This is a genomic window from Aliirhizobium smilacinae, from assembly GCF_006335145.1.
Classification (GTDB): Bacteria; Pseudomonadota; Alphaproteobacteria; order Rhizobiales; family Rhizobiaceae; genus Neorhizobium; species Neorhizobium smilacinae.
The window spans coordinates 278,233-299,630 of record NZ_VDMN01000002.1 but is presented as its reverse complement, the minus strand read 5'-3'; the positions used below and the strand labels follow the sequence as shown (position 1 = coordinate 299,630).

Below are 21,398 nucleotides of genomic sequence, written 5' to 3'. Positions count from 1 at the left end.
TCATGAATCCCGAAGCGAACTATATGCGAAAGACGTTGAAGCCGGGCGAGGCCGTGCGCTATTGGCAGCTTGGCCGGGTGAACGAAGAGCGGTTTGATGTGCCAGATGCGCCGATGAAGGGCGAAATGGACCCATTCTTCTTCCTCACCAAGGTGAAGAATTTCATTCCGCACGAATATCCCTGCCGCACGATCTTTGCCGAAACCTATCGCGGCAAGCGGCCGGATGTGCGCGGCGAATTCGAAGCGGCCCGCTGGTGGCTGCCATTCGGCTCACCGCGGCTCGATCTCTCCGGTTTCTGGTTCCGTCCGACCCGGCTTGCGACATGGACACGGACCTATATCGAGGCCGAGACCGCGGGCATTGCAAAAATCCGGCTTGGCACGTGCGGCGGTGCGGTTCTCTGGCTAAACGGCAGCGAAATCGGCTGGATGGCGCCCTATAGCCGCAATCTGGAAGCCAAGCAGGAGTTCGAGCTGGAGCTGACGGCGGGCCTCAACGAGATCGTGCTGTTCTTCGATGATCTGGCCGAGCGTGACGCCCGTTATTTCTACCAGTTCGATTATCTTTCCGGCCCTTCGGCAAGCGTTGCTCTGCCGGTTCCGGTGGCAGGTAACGTGGCCGAAAGCCTGGAAGCGGCGCTCGACGGCATGCATCTCGACCGCCAGCATTATTTCGGCGGTGATATCACCGTGCAGTTTGCACAGGCGCTGCCGGTGGAGGCGCAGGTCAATGTCGCCATCGAAGGCGATTTCATGTCGCGCGAGCGCTTCGACTATGATTTCGATCTGGCCGCAGGTGTTGCCAGTCTGAATGTCGGTCCATCGGAAAAGGCGCCTGCTGATTTTCGCCACCTCAGGGTGACACTGAATGCCGGAGGTTTCGTCGCCTCGCGTTCGGTTGGCGTCGAAATCTGCCACGCAGCGCGACAGGGGCAGGCATCCACGGCACTGGCAGAGCGCATCACCGAGACACTTGCGGAAGTGTCCGAATATTCGGAGCGTGACACGGTTCGCGCTTTTGCGCGGCTGGCCAGTGATCGCGGTGGGCCTGACACCGATGCGATGATCGAGGAGATCCTGCCGTCGATCGAGGATTGCCACGACTGCGCCGATTTTTCGCTGGTGCCGCTGATCTGGTCGCGCACGACGTGGGGCGCCGATATCAATCAGAAGACCCGCGACCGCATCGATGCCGCCATCCTCAACTACCGCTACTGGATGGATGAACCCGGCAATGACGTGCAGTGGTATTTTTCCGAAAACCACGCGCTGCTGTTTCACACCTCGGCCTATCTCGCCGGTCATCTTCTCCCCGAAGCCACCTTCGTCCGTTCTGGCCGCAAGGGCCTTGAGCAGGCGAAGGTCGGCGCGGAGCGGGTGCGGGCCTGGCTCGACCATTTCGAACATTGGGAAATGGCAGAGTTCAACTCGGCGCCGTATTTCCCGATCGATCTGAAGGGTCTGACGGCGCTGGCGGCGCTTTCGCCGGACAGGGACATCGCCGAGCGTGCCAAGGCCGGCATCGTTCGGCTTGCCGAAATCATTGCCCGCTCGGCACATCACGGCATGGTCACGGCGGCACAGGGGCGTTCCTACGAACATACGCTGTGCGCGGGCCGTTCTCTGGAGCTTTCGGCCGTCGCCCGCTTGCTCTGGGGCAAGGGTTTTTACGGCCGCCGCGTGCACTGCCTGCCGCAGATGGCAGTGTGCTTGCGCGATCATGGTCTGGTGATCCCGGCTGAGTTTGCAGCGATTGCCGATCATCAGGGTGCGGAGCATCAGGAATGGCGGTTTGCCCAGGGCGAAAATGCCTTTGCGGCGCTTTATCACTACAAGAGCAGAAATTTCGCCATGGGCTCGACCGCGCATTACCGCTGGGATGAGTGGGGATATCAGGAGACCGTTCTTCACCTGCGCATCGGAGATAAGCCAGAAGCGGCGATCTGGATCAACCATCCGGGCGAAACCATCCAGTTTGGGTATGGACGGCCATCCTATTGGGGCGGTTGCGGTACCATTCCGCGGGTGCAGCAATATCGCGGCCTCGCCGTTCTGGAATTCACCACTTACGAGGAACAGCCCGACTTTACCCATGCCTGGTTTCCGAAGGCCGAGTTCGACGAAAGCCGCGTTTCGGGTCGTCTGGCAATCGCCCGCTCGGGGCAAGGAGCGGTGTTGCTACAGGCAGGCTCCGATCTCCACGCAACGGATGAGGGGCCCTCTGCCGGTGCAGAATTGCGGCAATACGGCCAGAAAACCCGCTGGATCGTGCGGGTATGCGAAGCCGGCGACCTGACTTCCGTGGAGGACCGTTTCGGCGACCTTTCGGCCGAACATGAAGCGGATAGCACGATCGTTGTCGAAGACCCTGAATATGGTAGCGTGCGGTTCCGGGCCGATGGCGCCGTGGAAGCGGAAGGCCGCGTGATTTCGCGGGCAGACTATAGTGTCAAGGGTGAAGCAATGATGCTTCGGGCCTGAATGTGTTTACCGGACGGGTTGGGAGGCCTTGTCCACAAAGGGAGGAAATACGCATGAAGACCAGATCGCTTGTGGCGGGCCTTGCGCTCGCACTTCTCACATCGACGGCGGCACATGCCGGCGATGTGCGTATCATGTGGTATTCCGATGGCGTCGAAGGCGAGGTGATGAAGGACCTCGTCGGGCGTTTCATGAAGGAAAACCCCGGCATCAACGTCATCCTCGACAATGTCGCCTACAGCGTCATCAAGGAACAACTGCCGGTGCAGCTGGAAGCCGGCAACGGCCCTGATATCGCGCGCGTCACCGCCATCAAGGACCTGTCGAAACATTGGCTGGATCTTCGACCGCTGGTCAAGGACGCCAAATATTGGGACGACAATTTCGGGCTGCAGGCGGACTGGATGCGGCCTGACGGTTCCAAGCAGATTTCCGGTTTCATGACGCAGATCACGCTGACCGGCGGTTATGCCAACAAGACCCTGTTCGATCAGGCCGGCGTGTCGATTCCCGGCCCGAAGGCGACATGGGAAGACTGGGCTGCTGCATCGAAAAAGGTGCAGGAAAGCCAACAGGTACCGTTCGCCATGGCGATCGACCGTTCCGGCCATCGCATCACCGCACCGCTTCTTTCTTATGGTGCCAATTACATCGGTGAGGGTGGCAAGCCTGCGCCGCTCGACAAGGGCGCCAAGGATTATCTCACCAAATTCGTCGGATGGGCCGGTGACGGCACCGTCAGCAAGGACGTCTGGGTATCGGCGGCCGGCAGCACTTACCGAGCCGCGGCAGACGATTTCATCAACGGGCAGCTCGTCTTCTATTATTCCGGCTCCTGGCAGGTTGCGAACCTTGCTACCAAGATCGGCAACAATTTCGACTGGGTCGCGGTCGGCAGCCCCTGCGGTCCGGCTGCCTGCACAGGCATGCCCGGCGGTGCTGCATTGGTGGCGGTAAAATACACCAAGAATCCGAAGGACGTCGGCGTGGTCATGGACTGGTTCGCGCAGGAAAAGATCGTCAAGGAATTTTCCGAACGCACGCTGTTCCTGCCTGGCCACAAGGGTGTGGTCGATAAGGGCGGTCTCGATTTCAAATCGGACAATGCACAGGCGAAAACCGCGCTCAACGTCTTCGTGGAATCCACCAAGACGACATCCGAAGCTGCGCTGAAACTGCCGGGCTGGCGCTGGTCGGATACGGTTTATGCGGCGATCGTGACGCGTATCGGCCAGACGCTTGCGGGTGAATTGAAGATTGATGACGCGTTTGTGCGTATCGATGCGGATATCGCCCAGAAGGTGAAGGATGCGGGGCAGTAATTTGCCCTGATGCGTAAGGGACCAGCTTCTCCGTTCGTGTGTGGCTGGGCTTGGCGTGTAGAAAAGACCTCGCCCCAAACCTGACCGGGGCGAGCCACGGGTCTCGCCCGTCCTTCGGACCCCCACAAAGGGGGAGGGGCTTACCCGGTCGCTCCGCTGTGGCTCAATTGGCGAAGGTGGTTCCCGCAAATTTTCTCCCCCCTTGTGGGGGAGATGGCCGGCAGGCCAGAGGGGGACTTGTCACAAATGATTACCTCACCGCACACGGCATGCGCCAAACGCTGCATAACACCAGAGACAATATTGGGAGGGATAAAAAAAGCATGACCACACCATCTCTCTCCGCCATCCTGATGGCGCCCGTCAACGCTGTCATGCGGATGATCGACGTACCGCTGCGCCGGTTGCAGAAGGCCACCGGCATTGGCGGCATGGCGGCGTTTTTCCTCGCGCCGAACATGCTGATCTTTGGCGTCTTCGTGCTGCTGCCTCTCGTCATCAACTTCGTCTATTCGATGACCGGCGGCACCGCCTTCTTCCTGTCCGAGCGCGATTTTATCGGCGGCCAGCAATATTCCCGCCTGTTCCAGTGCCAGAACTATCTCGATCCGATGTCGTGCCAGGAGGATGCCTTCTGGACGGCGGTCGGCAATACGTTCTGGTTCGTGCTGCTGCAGGTATCGCTGATGATCCTGACGGCGCTGATCACGGCGCTGATCCTCAATCGCGAGCTGGCTGCGCGTTCCTTCTGGCGCGCCGTGTTCTTTTTTCCGGTGCTTCTGTCACCTGTCGTTGTCGGGCTGATCTGGAAGTGGATTCTTCAGCGCCAAGGCCTGCTGAATTTCGGCCTCTACCAGTTCGGCTTGGACCCCTATACCTGGCTGACCGACCGAAACTGGACCTTTGCCGCCACGATCGGCGTATCGCTCTGGGCGCATATGGGGTTCTACGCGCTGATCATTCTGGCCGGTCTGCAGGCGATTCCGAAGGACCTCTACGAGGCCGCCGAGATGGACGGCACGAAACCGGCTCGGGTCTTCTGGCGCATCACCTTGCCGCTTCTGGCGCCCAATCTTTTGGTCGTCGTGGTGCTGGCGCTGATCAAGTCCGTGCAGGTGTTTGACGAAATCTATGTGCTTACCGGCGGCGGGCCGGGCACCAGCACGCTGTTCCTGACGCAATATATCTACGAAACCGGCTTTGCCTCGGCGCTGCGCAATCCCGGCCTGGCGGCGGCCGCCTCCATCCTGATGGGCGGCGTGCTGGTGGTGCTGACGCTGATCCAGCTCGGCATCGGCAAACGTGGTGAAAACAAGGGGAAACGCTGATGGGTAAGGTTGCGCGTTTCATCCTGCGCCGAAAGGGCGGGCAGGGCTGGCACTGGACGGATATCGTCACCTGGTTCTGGCTGGTCGGCGGCCTGATCATCATGTTCGGCCCGGCGATCTGGCTGGTCTTCTCCTCGCTGAAGACGCCGGCAGCACTGGCCGAATTCCCGCCGTCCATCCTGCCTTATGTAACCCAGCAGGTCACAGTCGAGGGCCATGACAAGCCATTGATGCTTTACAACGCCAAAATGCCCGATGGTTCGACACGGGTATTGGCGGAAGTGCGCCGTATCGGGCTGGTGGCGCAGATGGTCGATCCGAAGGCGCCGGCCGAGATCGTCCGCGTGAATATCAACGATCGTACGCCGGTGCGCACCATGTCGTTTGCCACGGAAAACTATACCCAACCCTTCGTGCATTTCGATTTCCTGCGCTACCTGTGGAACTCGGTATTCGTGACGGTGGTGGCGACACTGATCACGCTGGTGGTCAATTCGATGGCGGCGTTCGCGTTGTCGAAATACGAGTTCAAGGGCCGTTCGATCGCCATGCTGGTCATCCTCGCGACGCTGATGGTGCCGCTGTCGGTGATCATGGTGCCGCTTTATTCGATCATCTCGACACTGGGTCTGTTCAACAGTTTGTGGGGCGTCATTCTCCCGACGGTGGCGACGCCGACCGGCGTCTTCATCCTGCGGCAATACATGCTGACCATTCCCGATGAACTGATCGACGCTGCACGCATGGACAAGGCTTCGGAATGGCAGATCTATTGGCGCATCGTGCTGCCGCTGACCGCACCGGCGCTGGCGGTGTTGGCGATTTTCTCCGTCGTCTGGCGATGGAACGATTTTCTGTGGCCGCTGATCGTGCTGTCGCGCCGTGAACTCTACACGTTGCAGGTGGGGCTCAGCATCTATTCCGGCGAGCTGAACGTGCAGTGGCACTTCATCCTCGCGATGACCGTGGTCACGATGATCCCGGTCGTGCTCGTTTTCATCTTTCTGCAGCGTTTCATCACCACCGGCATTGCCGGCACCGGCCTGAAGTAAGGGACACCGATGGGCGAAATCAAACTCACCGACGTCAAGAAATCCTTTGGCGCAGTCACGGTCCTCAAGGATATCAACCTCCATATCGAGGATGGCGAATTCGTCGTGTTCGTCGGTCCCTCCGGCTGTGGGAAATCGACATTGCTGCGGACCATTGCCGGGCTGGAAAAGATCACCGGCGGCGAGATCGCCATCGACGGCAAACGCGTCAACGACGTGACGGCCGCAGATCGGGGTCTTGCGATGGTATTCCAGTCCTATGCCCTTTATCCGCATATGAGCGTGCGCCAGAATCTCGCCTTCGGGCTGGAAAATTCAAATATGCCGAAGGCGGAGATTACCGAGCGGATCAACGAAGCCGCTCGCATGCTGGAGATCGAGGCCTATATGGACCGCCGCCCGGGCCAGCTGTCCGGCGGCCAGCGCCAGCGCGTCGCCATCGGCCGCGCCATCGTGCGCCGCCCGACCGCTTTCCTGCTGGATGAGCCGCTCTCCAACCTCGATGCCGAATTGCGTGTCTCGACCCGCGCCGAGCTGGCGGCGTTGCATGTGCGGCTGGGCTCGACGATGATTTACGTCACCCACGATCAGGTCGAGGCGATGACGCTTGCCCACCGCATCGTCGTCATGCGCGCCGGTACGATCGAACAGGTCGGCACGCCGCTGGAGCTTTATAATAAGCCTGCCAATCGGTTCGTTGCCGGCTTTATCGGCGCGCCGCATATGAACTTTCTGAAGGCTGATGTCGTGGCAGTGTCTGCAGGCGTCGTGACCCTGGCTTTTGCCGGCGGTTATCGTGGAGAACTGCAGATCGGGCAGGCGAAGCTGCATGTCGGCGAAAAGGTAACAGTGGGCGTGCGGCCGCAGCATCTGATAGTCAGTGATGACCCGCAGCATCCGACCGTCAAGATCTATCTGGTGGAGGCGCTCGGCTCTGAAACCGTCGTGCATGGCGATCTCGGAGGCGAAAAGGTACTGGCGGTGCTGCCCGGCCAGCAGCGGCTGAACGCCGGCGACACCGTCCGTTTCGATCTTTCGAAACCGGTTCTGCATGTGTTCGATGACAACGGTTTGCGCCTGTTCACCCACCCGGGACAGGAAGGCTGAAGCAGGGTTACCGGCGTTCGCCGACGCCAAGCGGCGTCGGCGGTGTTTGCTTCGGCACACGCCCATATTCATGCGGCAGCGAGCAGGTTTTCAGGTGCGGCAGAACTTTTCTGCCGAAATGCTCGGCCTCGTCCAGATGCGGATAACCGGAAAAGATGAAGGCGCGGATGCCCATCTTTCGGTAGGCCTCGATTTCGGACAATACCTGATCCGTGGAGCCGACGATCGCCGCGCCGCAGCCAGAACGGGCACGGCCGATGCCAGTCCACAAATGCCGTTCCACATAACCGAACTGGTCGGCCAGTTCCCGCGCTCGCGCCTGATGCGACACGCCGAGCGAGATGCTGTCATGCGCGCGTTCGCGGATCAGTTTGCCGTATTCGTCATCGAGCCTTGAAACGAGATGTTCGGCGTAGTCGCGCGCCTCCTGTTCGGTATCGCGCACAATCATGTGCACCCGCAGGCCGTAATCCAGCACTCGTCCGTGGGCTTCGGCGCGGGCATGCACGGCGCGCATGCGCTCAGTCAGTTGCTCCTTCGGTTCCGGCCACATCAGGTAGACGTCGCATTGCGCCCCGCAGAGTTCCAGCGCATCCGGAGAATACCCGCCGAAATAGAGAAGCGGCCCGCCATTCTGCTGATAGGGGCGGGCAGGTTCGGTGGAAACGCCCTTGAACTGGTAGATCTCGCCGTCGTGGTCGATCGTCTCGCGCGTCCAGGCCTGCCGCAGGATCTGAACCACCTCATGACTACGGCGATATCGGTAGGCGCTGTCAGCCACTTCGCCTGGAAAATCCGAACTGATGACGTTGAGCGTCAGCCGGCCTTTCAGCATGTGATCGAGCGTGGCGACGGTGCGGGCCAGCATAATCGGCTGCATCTCGCCGCAACGGATTGCCGCCAGCAGGTTGATACGTTCGGTGATCGGCGCGCAGGCGGCCACAAAATTCAGCGTATCCTGCCCCACCTGATAGGAGGAGGGGCAGAGAATATTGCGAAAGCCAAACGCCTCGGCCTTTTTCACGATCTCGGAGCAATGTTCGAAACTGGAGCGCAGGGCGCCGTCCGATACGCCGAGAAAGGCATAGTCATCCGAACACAGCGCGGAAAACCATGAGATTTCGCAGGCATCAAGATCGACGGATCGAACGGGCACTGATGTCATCGGAATTCTCCTCCCCGAGACGATTGCCTGTTGCGTAACATCTGAATTGATGTAAATCAATAGTGTATCAATTTGGCTGTGCGCGCATCGGAGTAGGCATGCAGCAGACATCCGGCAGCCTGCCGATCTACCTGCAAATAACTGAGCTTCTGATCCGTGACATCGCCAGCGGCCGCCTGATCGACGGCGAAAAGCTGTCGCCGGAACGGGAGATGTCGGAGCGGCTGGGCATCGCCACCGGCACCTTGCGCAAGGCGCTGGCGGAACTGCAATCACGCGGCATGCTGGAGCGCGTGCAGGGGTCTGGCAACTACGTTCGGGCCGTCAGCAATCCACAAAGCGTCTATGCGATGTTCCGGCTGGAGCTGCTGGAAGGCGGGGGCCTGCCCACAGCAGAGGTTCTGGATGTGCAACGGCTGCCAAAGCCGGCTAATTTTCCCGCATTTGGGACATCAGGCGAAGGGCACCGCATCCGCCGCATCCGCCGTCTGTCCGGCAAGGTGGCGGCGCTGGAGGAAATCTGGCTGGACGGCGGTTATGTGGATGTGATCGAGCCGGCAGATTTGTCCGAATCCCTTTACCTCTATTACCGCACGCGGCTCGGTTTGTGGATCGCGCGGGCGGAGGACCGGATCGGTCTCGATATGGTGCCGGATTGGGCGCCCGACACATTTGGTCGCCGGGCGGGAGAGCCGGCGGTGCAGGTATTTCGCATCAGCGAAGCGCAGGACGGAAAAAGGGCGGAGGTTTCGCGCACATGGATCGACCATTCGGTTGCCCGTTATGTGTCGCGGCTGAAATAATAGGGAGGAGAGATGGCAGTGAATTACGGTGTGATCGGCTGCGGCATGATGGGGCAGGAGCATTTGCGCAATCTGGCTCTGTTACCGGATGCCCAGGTGGCTGCGATTTTCGAGCCCGATGCGGAGATGCGACAGCGCGCCGCCGCTTTGGCTCCCAATGCGCGCATGGTCGGTTCCGTGGCGGAGCTTCTTTCCGTCGACACCGTTGATTGCCTGCTGATCGCCAGCCCAAACCATTTTCATCTCGGCCAGCTTGAGGAAATCGCAGCGATCAGACCGCTGCCCGTTCTGATTGAAAAGCCTCTGTTTACCGGTGCCGCCGACATGGCCCGCATCGAGATTCTGCGTCAAAAATATCCGGCGCCCATCTGGATCGCCATGGAATACCGCTACATGCCGCCGGTGGCGCGACTTATTGCCGAGGCGGATATGGCGACCGGTGGCGTTCGTATGCTGACCATCCGTGAGCACCGTTTTCCGTTTCTGAAAAAGGTTGGCAACTGGAACCGCTTCAACAGTCGCACCGGTGGCACGATGGTCGAAAAATGTTGCCATTTCTTCGATCTCATGCGGCTGATCCTGAAATCTGATCCCGTTCGCATCATGGCCTCGGGCGGGCAGGCGGTGAACCATGTCGACGAGCGGTATGACGGCAGGCAGCCGGACATCTGGGACCACGGATATGCCATTGTCGATTTCGCCTCCGGCGCCCGTGCCATGCTGGAATTGTGCATGTTCGCAGAAGGCTCGCGATATCAGGAAGAGATTTCAGCGGTCGGACCAGAGGGCAAGATCGAGTGCAAGGTACCGGGTCCGGTCCGTTTTTGGCCGGAGCATCTCGGTGCGTCACCCGTTGCAAAGGTGACCGTGTCCCCACGCGAGCCGCAGGGACCGCGGTCGATCGATATTCCGGTCGATCCGGCTTTGTTGGAGGCCGGTGACCATAACGGTTCCACCTTTTTCCAGCACCAGCGCTTTCTGCACGCAGTCAGAGGCGAAGGACCGGTGGAGGTGACGGTGGACGATGGATGGTGGGCTGTGGCAATGGGGTTGGCAGCGCAAGAATCCGCTGTAACCGGTCAGGTGGTGAACCTTTCCGCTCGAAGGCAGATTAATGCTTTTCAGACACAAGAGTGAGCAGTGACTTGACTGTTACTAGCCTGTAACCGAAAGCGACACTTCATACCCTGTTGCATCAAAGTCGGTGGCTGGTCCGATTGCCCTTGCCGCGCCGCAAGTGGTGCGGAGCCTGACGGGAGCGCCCCAGGTGATACTGGTTTCGGGCCTGCCATCCTTCTCTCTACAGCTCTTCTGGCCTAGACCGCGCTGATCAATTTCGACCTGCCAATTCGTATGATGATCGGAATCGTCAGTTGGATCTGTTTTCTGCATCTCCCGAGCCGCCGGCCGCGCTGATCTTCGGATACAATCCAGGAAGACTAGCGCGACGGACAGCTGATTACGCATCGGAAAGCTGCTAACGATGTACCGGCTATGTCGAAAATCCGGGATACGCTTTTGCCAGATCATGAAATTTTAGTGCAGATCTGGAGCGCTCTCCTTTCTGATGCCTGCGAGTTCCTGCAACACACGCCATTGGCGCAGGCGCTCTTCCACCAATCTGACGATCGGTTCTCCGACACCGATGCGCACGAGCTTGTTCTTGCGAACCTGCCATATGAAAGGCTTCTGGTCCTGGCGTTCCTCCATGCCAAGATCGATATATTCATGCACCGCGACCCCTGGCTCGTCAAAGCCAAGCGGCTTGGATCGAAACTGCTTTTTGAACCGCCCTTCCTGAAAAGCGAAGTCTGCCGGCGTCAGTGGTGTCTCCAGGGAGTGTTCCTCTCCGTCCTGTCCGATATAGTCGAGCACGTGACGGGTCGCCCGAACATGCTCGCCGGGCTGGATGCCGGGGCCCTGCGTATCTCGACATCCTGCTCGCGTCCAAGCCCCATGAGGCGCACTCCTTTGACATGCTTCTCTCGTCAAACAACCCGCTGTAGCCAGATCCGACCGCAAGTCAGGCAGGCACGCAGGTTTTCGGCACCGGACAGACCGCCGCGCATTGCTGGGTCTCGAAATACCCCTCGCATTCAATGCATTTCTTGGGGCCGATCACATAGTTCTCACCCTTGAACCGGATTGCCGTCACCGGGCATTCGAACTCGCAGGCGAAACACTGCGTGCATCGTGATGTGATGATTTGGAAAGCCACTTTTCATCTCCTGTCTGCTGTTTGCATGGTTCAATGGCGGTGGTTCAAGCGCTTGTTGCACTGGGTTCAACCTCGAATTCCGCCGCGTAGAGCGCGCCGATCGCAGCTTCGATGTAGTCGAAGCCAAAAGCGTCGGTGACGCGAATGCCGGCGGCAGTTAGGCTATCGCGCGGGCAATCGCCGATCTTGGCGCAAAGCACCACATCGATGCCCTCCAGCGCTTTGATGACGCCATCCAGGCTGGCATCCTCGCCGAACTGTCCGCGCAATATTGCTCCACCTTGCGGTGGCCGACGAAAGGATGCCGCTGGATGAGGCTTCGTAGATCTGGAATTCATTGGCGTGGCCAAAATGCTCGTTGATCCGGACGCTGCCTCCGGGCGCAACAGCCACCAGCATCGACGCTGTGGCTTCGGTGCCGATGACACTGGCAACGGCGGCCTGCTTTGCAGCCACATGATCACCCCTCTCGCGCGCCACCACATCGCGATGTGTCTCGTGCTTCGAAGGATCATAGGCTAGGTCGTTAGGGATCTGGTGGAGCATGAACTCCTGGCCACGATCTTCTCCCAGCAGACCGACGGCATCTGCCCGGCACTGACGACAGTGGCGCATCAGTTTGGCCCCGCCCTCAAGCTTGTCCTGCACTTCAATTCGATCGCTTTCGGCTCACGCTGGCCGGTCAGTCCGTAATGGGTCCCGTGTGCCGGATCGGAGATCAGTGGCATGACATTGTGCAGGAAGGCCCCGCACTGCTTCACCCATTTGTTTATCCCGACCAGATGCTCGTCATTGATGCCCGGAATCATGACGGAATTGATCTTGGTAAGGATGCTGCGGGCTGTCAGCATTTCGAGCCCTAGCATTTGCAGCTCATGCAGGATCTGCGATGCTTCGACCCCATCGTAGCGGCGTTTGTTGAAAAAAGATCCACGGATAGATTTTTGCGTCGATCTTCGGATCGACCGTGTTGATGGTGATCGTCACATGGTCGACATTCATCTCTGCCAGTTCATCGACATGATCCGGCAGCGCCAGACCATTGGTCGAAATGCAGAGCTTGATGTCGGGTCAGATGCTTAATTGAAGTATGTGTCGTATGTGCAGTCGCATTTCGGTAGGTCTTGTTGGATGATCGACAAACGTGTCAAAGCCGACAGGGCAGAAACCTGGGACGGATGGCAGTCCATCCCATGTTTGCAATCAAAGAGGGCTGAACTCTCCGTAATAGCTGTGTCTTTCGCCCGGATCGATGAACCGTGTTGACGCGCGCTCATGGAAACTTCCGGTGAAGCCCTCCATGTCACCGTGGCCCGTCCAGGCCTCGATCGAAAGAAATTCGGCCCCTTGTGCAGCCCAAAGGACGAGATGGGGAAAACCTCCGACGCGGACCTGCATGCCTCTGCCATCGCTGTCGCAGAATACGAGGCCGTTGCTACTTGAGTTAAAAAAGCACAATGCCCCCAACTTGAAGCTTTCCTCCGTGTCGATGACGACCTTGCGATCGACTACGCCCGAGGGTTTTGTTTTGCCGGTGACAAGCCGGTTGCGCACGAGCGGGATTTCTGAAGCCTCGTCGTGGTCGAACAGAACGTCGCCGCGGCCTCCGACGAAGCGGAAAGCCGGATGAATGCCGACAGAGTACGGCATGGACCGGTCGCCCATGTTTGTGACGGAGACCGATTGAGTTAGTCCGTTTCCGTCCAGCGAGACCTTTACCTCAAGACGAAATGCATACGGATATACCGCATGGATCTCGTCATTACCGACAAGTTGAAGGACAACGCTGTCGTCCGTTTTTTCCGACACCACGAAGGTAGAAGCCGCCGCGAAACCGTGCGTTGTCATCTCCCTTTCAATTCCGTCGATCCGGATTTTTCCGTCCTTTGGAGTTCCACAAACCGGGAACAAGATCGGCGCGGTCCCAGCCCACCATCGCGGGTCCCCGGACCAGATCAGTTCCTCGCCTTTGCGGACCCAGCTTCGAATTTCGGCCCCGAACAGAGAAATCTCGACCCTGTGATCACCGTGCTGAATGCAAACCTTTTCATTTCCAACTGACATCTGTCTCTTTTCTCACGGTAACAAATCACACGACTCACGTTGATGTGTACCCCGCCCACCTTTGTTCTGTTTTCTATGCTGAGTGTCCAATAACGCCGGGACCTATGCCGCAATCGGCGGCTTCACGAGACGGAACACTGTTTTTATGTCGCGATAATAGGTCAGGTCAGCCGCGTAATCCGTCGGCCACCTATTTCGGGAATATGGAATGAAGCCCTCAAAACCAAGCTTTCGGGCCGCGACCTCGAAACCGGCATCCAGGAAGGTCTGGGCATACTGCGCGATCGAGCGATCGTAGATGACGGTATCGGTTCTGCTGCGGACGATGTGTCGCCACGCCTCAAGATCCGGATTGCCCGAATGACATCCCGTGACGGCGTAGTAAACGCCGCCAGCGTTCAAGACGTTGAATATATCGGCGGCATGCCCCTCAATATCCTCCAGGAGATAGATAACCTCATGGCTTGTCACGAGATCGAAGGTCTCTCCGAGACCAGAGACTGTGCTCCTCGCATGATAGACCAGAGGCAGATCACCTTTCAGGGCATTCGCTTTTTCGATCGATCCCGTTGCCACGTCCGCGCCGACTCCTCGCAAGAATGGACGCTGGTCATACAGGAGGCGAAGAAAGCCGCCCTGATTACAGCCGAAATCCAGAACGGTGGCTTTTGTCAGGTCCGTCTCCCTGATCAGACCGATCAGATGCTTCCAGACAGGTGCGTGGCCCTTCGCCATAGCATCTTCCGCTTCCGTGCTGTCATACCAGGTTTTTGCGTCACCAGACGTCATCTTCCCATCCAAAATCCTATTGCGATCAGAGCAGGCTACATCATAATATTTTTTTGGAAACACTATTGCCATTTAAATGGAAACTATTTTACAGTTTGGCTGTCCTGATGGATCAATCAAAAAAGGGAACAGGTGAAATGAAAGCGAAATTTGGTTTTGCGCGTCTCTCCATGATGGGTGCCATGACAGCCCTGGTGCTGTCCGGCCAAGCCATGGCCCAGGAAGCCTTCAAGGTCGAACCTCACATGGAAGCCCAGGCATCCTGGGTCGATAAACTGCCAGCAGCGGTCAAACAGCGCGGCGTATTGAATGTCGGAACGACTGACGGATATGCGCCTTGGGCGTTCATCGACCGGAAAACCAATGAGGCATCCGGTGCCGATGCCGATCTCATCAACGAGGCAGCAAAGCGGCTTGGATTGACAGTGAAATGGAACGATATCCAGTTTACTGCCGGCATACCCGGCGTCGAGTCCGGCCGGTTTGATTTCTACGTTAGCGCCATGGCCAACACGAAGGTCCGCGAAGAAGTCGTCAATTTCATTGCCTATTCGACGGAAGGCTCCGGTGTCATCGTCGGCAAGGGCAACCCGCAAGGCATCAAAGAGATGGCTGACCTTTGCGGCAAGCGTGTCATGATCGTGACCGGCTCGATTTTTCCCAAAGTCATCGAGGAGTTGAACAAGAGCTGCACGACCAAGATCAACATGCTCGAAGCTCCCGACAAGACAGCACCCCTTCTGGCTGTGGCAAGTGGCCAGGCTGATGCGACCATGACGACTTTCGGTGTGTCTACCTACACGTTCGCAGTCGCAAGTGAAGGTGTGCAGACGCGGCTGGAAGTATCCCCGGTTCCTCGTTTCGCGCCGGCCAACCAGGGAATAGCATTCTCGAAAAAGACCCCCGAACTCATGGCGGCCGTAGCCGGCGCATTGCAGAGCATGAAAGAGGACGGCACGTACACAAAGATCATGCAGAAATGGTCACTGGGCGAGTCCGATCTCGATCGCGTCCTGCTCAATGCTCCAATCCTGTGATCCGCACTGATGATTAATGTGGATCAACAAGCAAAGGATCTGCGAATTCATCGCAGATCCGGCCCACGCATTGCGAACGCCATCATTGCGGTCATCGCTCTTCTCATCGTCGGCATCGCCGTCAAGGTTTTCATCGGGGCCGGACAAATCCGCTGGGATATCGTCTGGGAATATTTCTGGTCGCCCGCCGTCTTTTCCGGTGTCGGCATCACACTGATGCTGACGTTGATATCATTGGTCGGCTCGATCATTCTGGGCACAGTCCTGGCCGCGATGATGATTTCCGGCAATCCGGTTCTGAAGCTCATCGCGTCCTCTTATATCTGGTTCTTCCGCGGAACGCCGCTTCTGGTGCAGATTGTCTTCTGGTTCAACCTCGGACTGTTTTTGCCGACGATCGACCTGTTCGGTGCATCCGTTAACACCAATACCATCATAACGCCGTTGACGGCTGCACTCCTCGGGTTGTTACTGAATGTCAGCGCCTTCATGTGCGAGGTCATTCGCGGTGGCTTGATCTCAGTGGATCAGGGGCAAACCGAAGCAGCGTTGTCGATCGGGCTGACGCCCAACAAAGCGCTTCTGCGCATTGTGCTTCCACAGGCCATCCGGGTCATCCTTCCGACAGCCGGCAACCTGGCTATCGATCTTCTCAAGACGACGTCACTTGTCTATGTGATCGGCACGCGCGAAATCATGGGAACAACCCAAAGTATCGCGGCGCAGACGTTTTACGTCATCGAGACGCTTGTCGTTGCCTCGCTCTGGTACCTCGTGCTGGTGACGATCTCGTCGTTCCTGCAGTCACGCCTGGAAAACTACCTCGCGCGCAGTGACATCAGGACCACGAGCAAAATCCGGAAAGTCATATGACAATGCAAGAGACCGTCGATGTTTCACGCAACGATCTGGACAACATTGTGCGCGTCCGGAATCTGCGCAAATCCTATGGTGACCTGGAAGTATTGAAGGGTATCACCCTGAACGTCCGCAAGGGTGAAGCAGCCTTCATCATTGGCGCTTCGGGATCCGGCAAAAGCACGTTCTTGCGGTGCGTCAACAGCCTTGAGACGTATCAAGGCGGAGAGCTTTGGGTCGAGGATTATCTGGTCGGAGCCGAGTGGACGGGCAAACGCTGGGTGGAAGCCAGGGCGGCAACCACAGCGTCACGCCGTTCACGCATCGGCATGGTATTTCAGCGCTTCAATCTTTTTCCGCATATGACCGCGCTGGAAAACGTCATTTCCGGCCTCGTTATGGTTCATGGAGTTGAAACCACACAGGCACGCAAGCGCGGCATGGAATTGCTCGACAAGGTAGGCCTTGCCGACCGCGCCGAGTCCTATCCAGCCCGACTTTCAGGTGGGCAGCAGCAGCGCGTCGCAATCGCAAGGGCACTGGCCGCAAACCCGTCCGTGATCCTGTTCGACGAGCCGACATCGGCGCTGGACCCGGAACTGGTCGGCGAAGTCCTGTCTGTGATGCGGCAGCTCATTCGTGACGGCATGACGATGCTGGTCGTCACACACGAGATCACGTTTGCCGAAGAAGTCGGCGACACAGTCTATTTCATCGACAAGGGAGTGGTGGCCGAAGCCGGCGCGCCGGCGGACGTCATCCGCAATCCCACCAATGCGCGAACTGCCGAGTTCCTGGCACGAATTCGCTGAAGGAAATTATCCATGCCAAGCCCCTACACCTATGTAAATTCAGTTCTTCCGACCTCTTGGGCGCCGCCTCGCATAGTGCGCGAGCGCATTTGCAGTGAAAGCGAACTGGCGGAGCTGGTTCTCAGCAATGATCCGGCCATCGCCGCAGCCAGGGATGGCTCGATAGAGGAGCGTATCCTCTCTGTCTTTGTGCATGAGGAAGTCCTGTTCGGCGATCCAGGATTCATCCCTGCCAACAGAGATCGCTGGCTGGAGAATATAGGCCATTTCGTGAAACAGGATCTGCCGCTGCAGTTCGTCGCGATGGCCTTCGCCTACAAGATGCCTAACCCGTTAAAGACGAACCGTATGGCGCCGGACATCGGTGAAGTGCTTATGCTACGGCGCTTCAAGGCGGTGCTCGACACGATCGAAACCATCTATGCTCCGGGCGGTCGTCTGACAATTCTGGAGGAGGGGATTCTTGGACGTTGCCAGGGCGTGGACCAGGCCAGCATCGACGCATATCGCCGAGGAACGCCTGCATGTGCACGTATCGCCAATCTGAAGGAAGGCCAGCTCGACTTTCACAGTCTCGACGACATGGTACACCAGATTCCGAATTTCGAGGCTCGATGGCTTTTTGAACAGGAACGCATGCGAGAGCTTTGGCAGCAGGACGATCCGGCTGTTCTCGACGCCTACAATGTTACATTCCCCAATGCCCGAACATCTGTTCCGATGCTGGATTACCCGCACGCCGTCGTCGCTGCAGCCTATGATGCCTCGCAGACGGATTCCGCCTTGCGTTATCCCCGCGACTACATCGACAAGATCGCGCATCGCAAATTCTTCGCCTACCGCTCCTTGCTGGCCCTGCGGGATGCGACAGGATTCCTGCATGATCTGCGCCCGCATGCATTGAAGCTGACGGTTTCCCCGAAGCCGGAAAACCTCTCGGTCGTTCCCATCAATCGCTGGTCGGGCATTCTGCCCTATCACGGTGTGCCGGTGCTGCATGCGGACGGTCGATGGGAGATCCTGTACCTCGGAAGCCTTGGAAGTGCCGTCGGTCATGTCGAGGCATTGCATCTTGATGGTGACGAGGATGCAGCCCCGATTGCCTACCGCGTGGTTTCGGAATGAAGACCACCCTTGGTGTCGATATCGGTGGTACGAAGATACAGCTCTCGCGGATAGAGCCGGACTACTCCGTCAGCTTTCTCAAAAAAATTCCGACAGCCCTGATGCGGCGCGGAACACCGGCGTTCGCATCCGATCTGGCGGACCTGATCCGGGCAAATATGCCGCTTTCCGCAACAGGGGTGGCGGTCAGTTTGAATGGAGCTCTCAATGGAGGGCTGGTGGTCTACAGCTCGCTGATGGGCGGCCGGGTCGATTTCGATCTTCAGGACGCTCTGACCCGGAAGCTGGGGCTGCCGGTGCACGTGGATGATGATATCCACGCAATGACTGTGGCAGAGGCAAGGCTGGGGGTGGGGAAACAGACATCCAGCTTCGCGATGCTTAATCTTGGGACGGGTATCGGTGTCGGGGGCTACGACGATCGCGTGATACGCGGCCGGTTCGGCGCTGGCCTCATCTCCGAGCAGATCATCTACGTCCATGAACTTGGAGAGTACAGATCGCTCGATCGGGTGACATGTGGACGCGGGCTTCGCGAGTTGTACTTTGCCCTTACCGGTCGTTATGTGGAGGCGGTGAACATCTTCGATATGGCGAAGGCGAATGACGAGTCTGCCGTAAAGGTGCTCGAAATATTCTCCCGCTGTCTTGCGGTCGCGCTGGGCATGATCTCCAAGTTTTATCACCCGGAAGTAATTGTGATAAATGGCTCGATCAAACGCGCTGCGGGCCAATATCTCGACGCGGCGGAAAAGCACTATCGATCGCTGATCGGCGAAATTTATCAGGCGAAAATTGCAGTTTCCAATCTGGACTTCGCCGCTGAGATCGGAGTAGCGCTCCAGGGAGCGGCGAGCTTCAACGAAGGTACAAAATGATGCGGGCTAACAAGAGCGAGACGGTAGCCACCAGGCTGGAGGACAACTCTCCAACGCGCATGTTTGCGCCGATCCGGGTTCACAGGACTTTCGAAGCGGTTGTCGAGCGGATTGTCGATGCAATCGACGCGCAAGGCCTTCGTCAGGGAGACCGGCTGCCAAACGAAAGCGAAATGGCAAAGATGCTGGAGATCTCGCGCCCGACTTTGCGGCAGGCGTTCCGTATCCTGGAGAATTCCGGCGTCCTGCAGATCAAGGCGGGGCAGTCTGGTGGCGTGTTCGTTGCAGCCGACATCATTCCCTTCGACGTTGTCGGCAAGAACATCGCTTCCGAAGTCATGCACATCGAAGAGGTCATTTCCTCACGACGTCTGCTGGAGCCGCTGGTCTATCATCTGGCTGCAGAGAATGCGACCGAACAGCAATTCGCTCAAATTCAGGAAACGATCGAACTTGTAAGGCATCATCGCCACGATCCGCGCATCGTGCAGCAGGCAGATGGCATGTTCCACCGCCGGGTCGCCCATGCATGCGGAAACCAGATGCTGTTGAGCACAATGACGACCATCTATCGGCAATTGGCGCCGCTCAGGGGGGCATTGCGCCGCGACGCTGACCGTGCCGACCATATTATCGATGTGCATACGCGGCAGCTGGAAGCGATGCGCAGGAAAGATCATGCGGGTCTTGAATCGATCCTCGATGAAACATTCATCGACCTTGAAGAGGAATATGGCGTGAAGCGGAAGTTTTCCATTCGCTGGCATTCCGGCGAGTAGCTCACCGCCAAGTCTATAACGCAGATAGCACTGCGGCCCTTCCGGGTAGGCAAGGCATCGAGGTCCTTAAATCATTGTATTTTCGGGCGCCTCTCCGGCGCACGGAAATCGTTTGTCCAAAAACCAACGGAGCGACAGAAATGAGACATCTGAAATACGACCAGTTGCGGGTCGAAGTGGCATCGACGGACGAGGAACTCGGCGAAGCTGCAGCCGCGGATCTCGCATCCATCATCCGTGAGGAACTTTCCAAAAAGAGTGAAATCGCTATCATTATGGCGCTGGGCGCTTCGCAGGCGACTTTCTTCAAGGCCATCATGGCCCGCACCGACATCGAATGGTCGAAGATCACGGTTCTCCATGTCGATACCTATATGGGTGTCGCGGAAGAGCGGCCCGAGAGCGGCGCATCGCGCATGCGCGTCAATCTGCTCGACCATGTGAAGCCGAAGGCATTCTATCCGATGCGCGGCGATCATGAGCCAGTCGAAGAAGAATTGGCCCGGTACACAAAGCTCTACAACGAACTGGACCCGGTTCTCTGCGTGATGGGCATCGGAAACAGCGGCCATCTTGCTTTCAACGACCCGCCGGCCGATTTCGACACCAAGGACATCATCCGTGTCGTCATTCTTGATGAAGCCACGCGCAAGCAGATCGACAGCCGCGGATATTTCAAGACTTTCGACGACGTGCCTCACTACGGTTTGTCGTTGACAATGCATGCTCTGCTCAAGCCGAGCCGGGCATTGGTGCTCGTGCACGAACCAGAGAAGGGCAACATAGTGAAGAAGATCCTTGAGGGTCCGATCACCTTCATGTGCCCGGCAACCATTCTGCGGAATGCACCTCACGCGATCGTCTACACCAACGAAACCATCGCTGAGAAACTTGAACCCGCCGCGGGTTGAAAATAGCTTCTATACGGACTCACCTGGGCACTTCTGTTTTCGAACAGCGGTAGCCCGGGATCCCGTATTCGCGGCGTAGTTAGCTCCGAACCCGGAGTATTCCGTTCGGTCTTTTAAACCGCAGTTTATTCGAAGCCTCTGGTCGACCTGCCACGAGGTCGAAATGGCAGTCGGTGCAGGCCGAAACGGACCGGCCGCACATGACGGTAGGCAGTGAGATGACAGGCGGAGAAAATTGTCACCCGGCTCAAGGTTCAGCCGTGCATCACCGTTCCCGGCGAGCAAGTGGAAAGGCGGCGGATTCGTAGAGTTCCACGATCTGCGTGTGATTAAGGCGCAATTCGTCCATCTCCAGCACGCAACCGCGTTGCGTCGCACCGGAGAGTTCCTCAACGGCGAACTGAACTGCCTCGGCGGCAGTTTCAAAGCGCCTGTAACGAGGAGCCGAGGCTGATCTGAATGTTGTTTTTCCGCTGTAGATCCCAGCAGCCCGTTTATAATTGAAGTTAGGCAAGTATTTTTCCTTTAACTCGTCTGGATATTGAAATCGCTGGATCGTTAAGGAAACGGCGCTTTCTTCTTGCCGCAACCCGTTAAATCATTTCCAGTCAGCCCGACCTGCGAAGCGGCTAGGAGGATCCGCTGCTCCGTCTTCGTTGCGATGATT

At 58.0% G+C, this 21,398-nt stretch carries 20 protein-coding genes and 1 pseudogene; 14 read left to right on the top strand and 7 right to left on the bottom strand.

Annotation, left to right across the window (positions count from 1 at the left end; translation table 11 throughout):
- The first annotated feature begins 2 nt into the window (after nucleotides 1-2).
- From FHP24_RS12270 to FHP24_RS12250, 5 genes are all read left to right on the top strand, one after another.
- Nucleotides 3-2,483, top strand: a complete 2,481-nt coding sequence (locus tag FHP24_RS12270; RefSeq protein ID WP_139676483.1) for a hypothetical protein — start codon at nucleotides 3-5, stop codon at nucleotides 2,481-2,483.
- Nucleotides 2,484-2,536: 53 nt separating this feature from the next.
- On the top strand, nucleotides 2,537-3,805 hold the full coding sequence (locus FHP24_RS12265; RefSeq protein ID WP_139676482.1) for an ABC transporter substrate-binding protein: 1,269 nt from the start codon (nucleotides 2,537-2,539) through the stop codon (nucleotides 3,803-3,805).
- Nucleotides 3,806-4,128: 323 nt separating this feature from the next.
- Nucleotides 4,129-5,133: a carbohydrate ABC transporter permease gene (locus tag FHP24_RS12260; protein ID WP_139676481.1), complete on the top strand. Its 1,005-nt coding sequence runs from the start codon at nucleotides 4,129-4,131 to the stop codon at nucleotides 5,131-5,133.
- Nucleotides 5,133-6,185 carry a carbohydrate ABC transporter permease gene (locus tag FHP24_RS12255; RefSeq protein ID WP_139676480.1) on the top strand — a complete coding sequence of 351 codons (1,053 nt, stop codon included), beginning with the start codon at nucleotides 5,133-5,135 and terminating at the stop codon, nucleotides 6,183-6,185. Before FHP24_RS12260 ends, FHP24_RS12255 begins: the two co-directional genes overlap by 1 nt.
- Nucleotides 6,186-6,194: 9 nt before the next feature.
- A complete protein-coding gene (locus tag FHP24_RS12250; protein ID WP_139676479.1) occupies nucleotides 6,195-7,292 on the top strand; it encodes an ABC transporter ATP-binding protein in 1,098 nt (365 codons plus the stop codon).
- 7 nt (nucleotides 7,293-7,299) lie between these two features.
- Here FHP24_RS12250 and FHP24_RS12245 read toward each other — a convergent pair whose 3' ends face one another.
- Nucleotides 7,300-8,457 carry an LLM class flavin-dependent oxidoreductase gene (locus FHP24_RS12245; RefSeq protein WP_139676478.1) on the bottom strand — a complete coding sequence of 386 codons (1,158 nt, stop codon included), beginning with the start codon at nucleotides 8,455-8,457 and terminating at the stop codon, nucleotides 7,300-7,302.
- Between the two features lie 98 nt (nucleotides 8,458-8,555).
- Here FHP24_RS12245 and FHP24_RS12240 point away from each other — a divergent pair, with 98 nt between their 5' ends.
- Nucleotides 8,556-9,260 (top strand): GntR family transcriptional regulator, encoded by a 705-nt coding sequence (locus FHP24_RS12240; RefSeq protein WP_139676477.1) that lies wholly within the window; start codon nucleotides 8,556-8,558, stop codon nucleotides 9,258-9,260.
- A gap of 12 nt (nucleotides 9,261-9,272) precedes the next feature.
- Nucleotides 9,273-10,397: a Gfo/Idh/MocA family protein gene (locus FHP24_RS12235; protein ID WP_139676476.1), complete on the top strand. Its 1,125-nt coding sequence runs from the start codon at nucleotides 9,273-9,275 to the stop codon at nucleotides 10,395-10,397.
- A 399-nt stretch (nucleotides 10,398-10,796) separates the two neighbouring features.
- On the opposite strand, the gene FHP24_RS12230 is transcribed toward FHP24_RS12235, so the two are convergent.
- The 5 genes and pseudogenes from FHP24_RS12230 to FHP24_RS12210 form a co-directional block, all read right to left on the bottom strand.
- The gene (locus tag FHP24_RS12230) at nucleotides 10,797-11,135 is read right to left on the bottom strand and encodes a hypothetical protein (protein ID WP_139676475.1); all 339 of its coding nucleotides are present in this window, start codon (nucleotides 11,133-11,135) and stop codon (nucleotides 10,797-10,799) included.
- Between the two features lie 148 nt (nucleotides 11,136-11,283).
- Nucleotides 11,284-11,478, bottom strand: a complete 195-nt coding sequence (locus FHP24_RS12225) for a 4Fe-4S dicluster domain-containing protein (protein ID WP_139676474.1) — start codon at nucleotides 11,476-11,478, stop codon at nucleotides 11,284-11,286.
- A 44-nt stretch (nucleotides 11,479-11,522) separates the two neighbouring features.
- Nucleotides 11,523-12,549: pseudogene (gene nifB / locus FHP24_RS12220) on the bottom strand (nitrogenase cofactor biosynthesis protein NifB); the annotation flags it as partial.
- Nucleotides 12,550-12,681: 132 nt separating this feature from the next.
- Nucleotides 12,682-13,542: an aldose epimerase family protein gene (locus tag FHP24_RS12215; protein ID WP_139676473.1), complete on the bottom strand. Its 861-nt coding sequence runs from the start codon at nucleotides 13,540-13,542 to the stop codon at nucleotides 12,682-12,684.
- 102 nt (nucleotides 13,543-13,644) lie between these two features.
- The gene (locus FHP24_RS12210; RefSeq protein WP_139676472.1) at nucleotides 13,645-14,331 is read right to left on the bottom strand and encodes a class I SAM-dependent methyltransferase; all 687 of its coding nucleotides are present in this window, start codon (nucleotides 14,329-14,331) and stop codon (nucleotides 13,645-13,647) included.
- 137 nt (nucleotides 14,332-14,468) lie between these two features.
- Here FHP24_RS12210 and FHP24_RS12205 point away from each other — a divergent pair, with 137 nt between their 5' ends.
- The 7 genes from FHP24_RS12205 to FHP24_RS12175 all read left to right on the top strand — a co-directional run bounded on the left by FHP24_RS12205 (nucleotide 14,469) and on the right by FHP24_RS12175 (nucleotide 20,731).
- Nucleotides 14,469-15,368 carry an ABC transporter substrate-binding protein gene (locus tag FHP24_RS12205; protein ID WP_180355981.1) on the top strand — a complete coding sequence of 300 codons (900 nt, stop codon included), beginning with the start codon at nucleotides 14,469-14,471 and terminating at the stop codon, nucleotides 15,366-15,368.
- An 18-nt stretch (nucleotides 15,369-15,386) separates the two neighbouring features.
- Nucleotides 15,387-16,241, top strand: coding sequence for an amino acid ABC transporter permease (locus FHP24_RS12200; RefSeq protein WP_180355980.1), 855 nt, complete (start codon nucleotides 15,387-15,389; stop codon nucleotides 16,239-16,241).
- Nucleotides 16,238-17,038, top strand: a complete 801-nt coding sequence (locus tag FHP24_RS12195; RefSeq protein ID WP_139676469.1) for an amino acid ABC transporter ATP-binding protein — start codon at nucleotides 16,238-16,240, stop codon at nucleotides 17,036-17,038. Before FHP24_RS12200 ends, FHP24_RS12195 begins: the two co-directional genes overlap by 4 nt.
- Before the next feature lie 12 nt (nucleotides 17,039-17,050).
- Nucleotides 17,051-18,163 carry an L-tyrosine/L-tryptophan isonitrile synthase family protein gene (locus FHP24_RS12190; protein ID WP_139676468.1) on the top strand — a complete coding sequence of 371 codons (1,113 nt, stop codon included), beginning with the start codon at nucleotides 17,051-17,053 and terminating at the stop codon, nucleotides 18,161-18,163.
- Nucleotides 18,160-19,041, top strand: coding sequence for an ROK family protein (locus tag FHP24_RS12185; protein WP_139676467.1), 882 nt, complete (start codon nucleotides 18,160-18,162; stop codon nucleotides 19,039-19,041). The genes FHP24_RS12190 and FHP24_RS12185 overlap by 4 nt, the downstream gene beginning before the upstream one ends.
- Nucleotides 19,038-19,820 carry a FadR/GntR family transcriptional regulator gene (locus FHP24_RS12180; RefSeq protein ID WP_139676466.1) on the top strand — a complete coding sequence of 261 codons (783 nt, stop codon included), beginning with the start codon at nucleotides 19,038-19,040 and terminating at the stop codon, nucleotides 19,818-19,820. The genes FHP24_RS12185 and FHP24_RS12180 overlap by 4 nt, the downstream gene beginning before the upstream one ends.
- A gap of 140 nt (nucleotides 19,821-19,960) precedes the next feature.
- A complete protein-coding gene (locus FHP24_RS12175; RefSeq protein ID WP_139676465.1) occupies nucleotides 19,961-20,731 on the top strand; it encodes a 6-phosphogluconolactonase in 771 nt (256 codons plus the stop codon).
- Nucleotides 20,732-20,996: 265 nt separating this feature from the next.
- On the opposite strand, the gene FHP24_RS12165 is transcribed toward FHP24_RS12175, so the two are convergent.
- Nucleotides 20,997-21,320, bottom strand: a complete 324-nt coding sequence (locus FHP24_RS12165; RefSeq protein WP_246091718.1) for a hypothetical protein — start codon at nucleotides 21,318-21,320, stop codon at nucleotides 20,997-20,999.
- Nucleotides 21,321-21,398 lie beyond the last annotated feature (78 nt).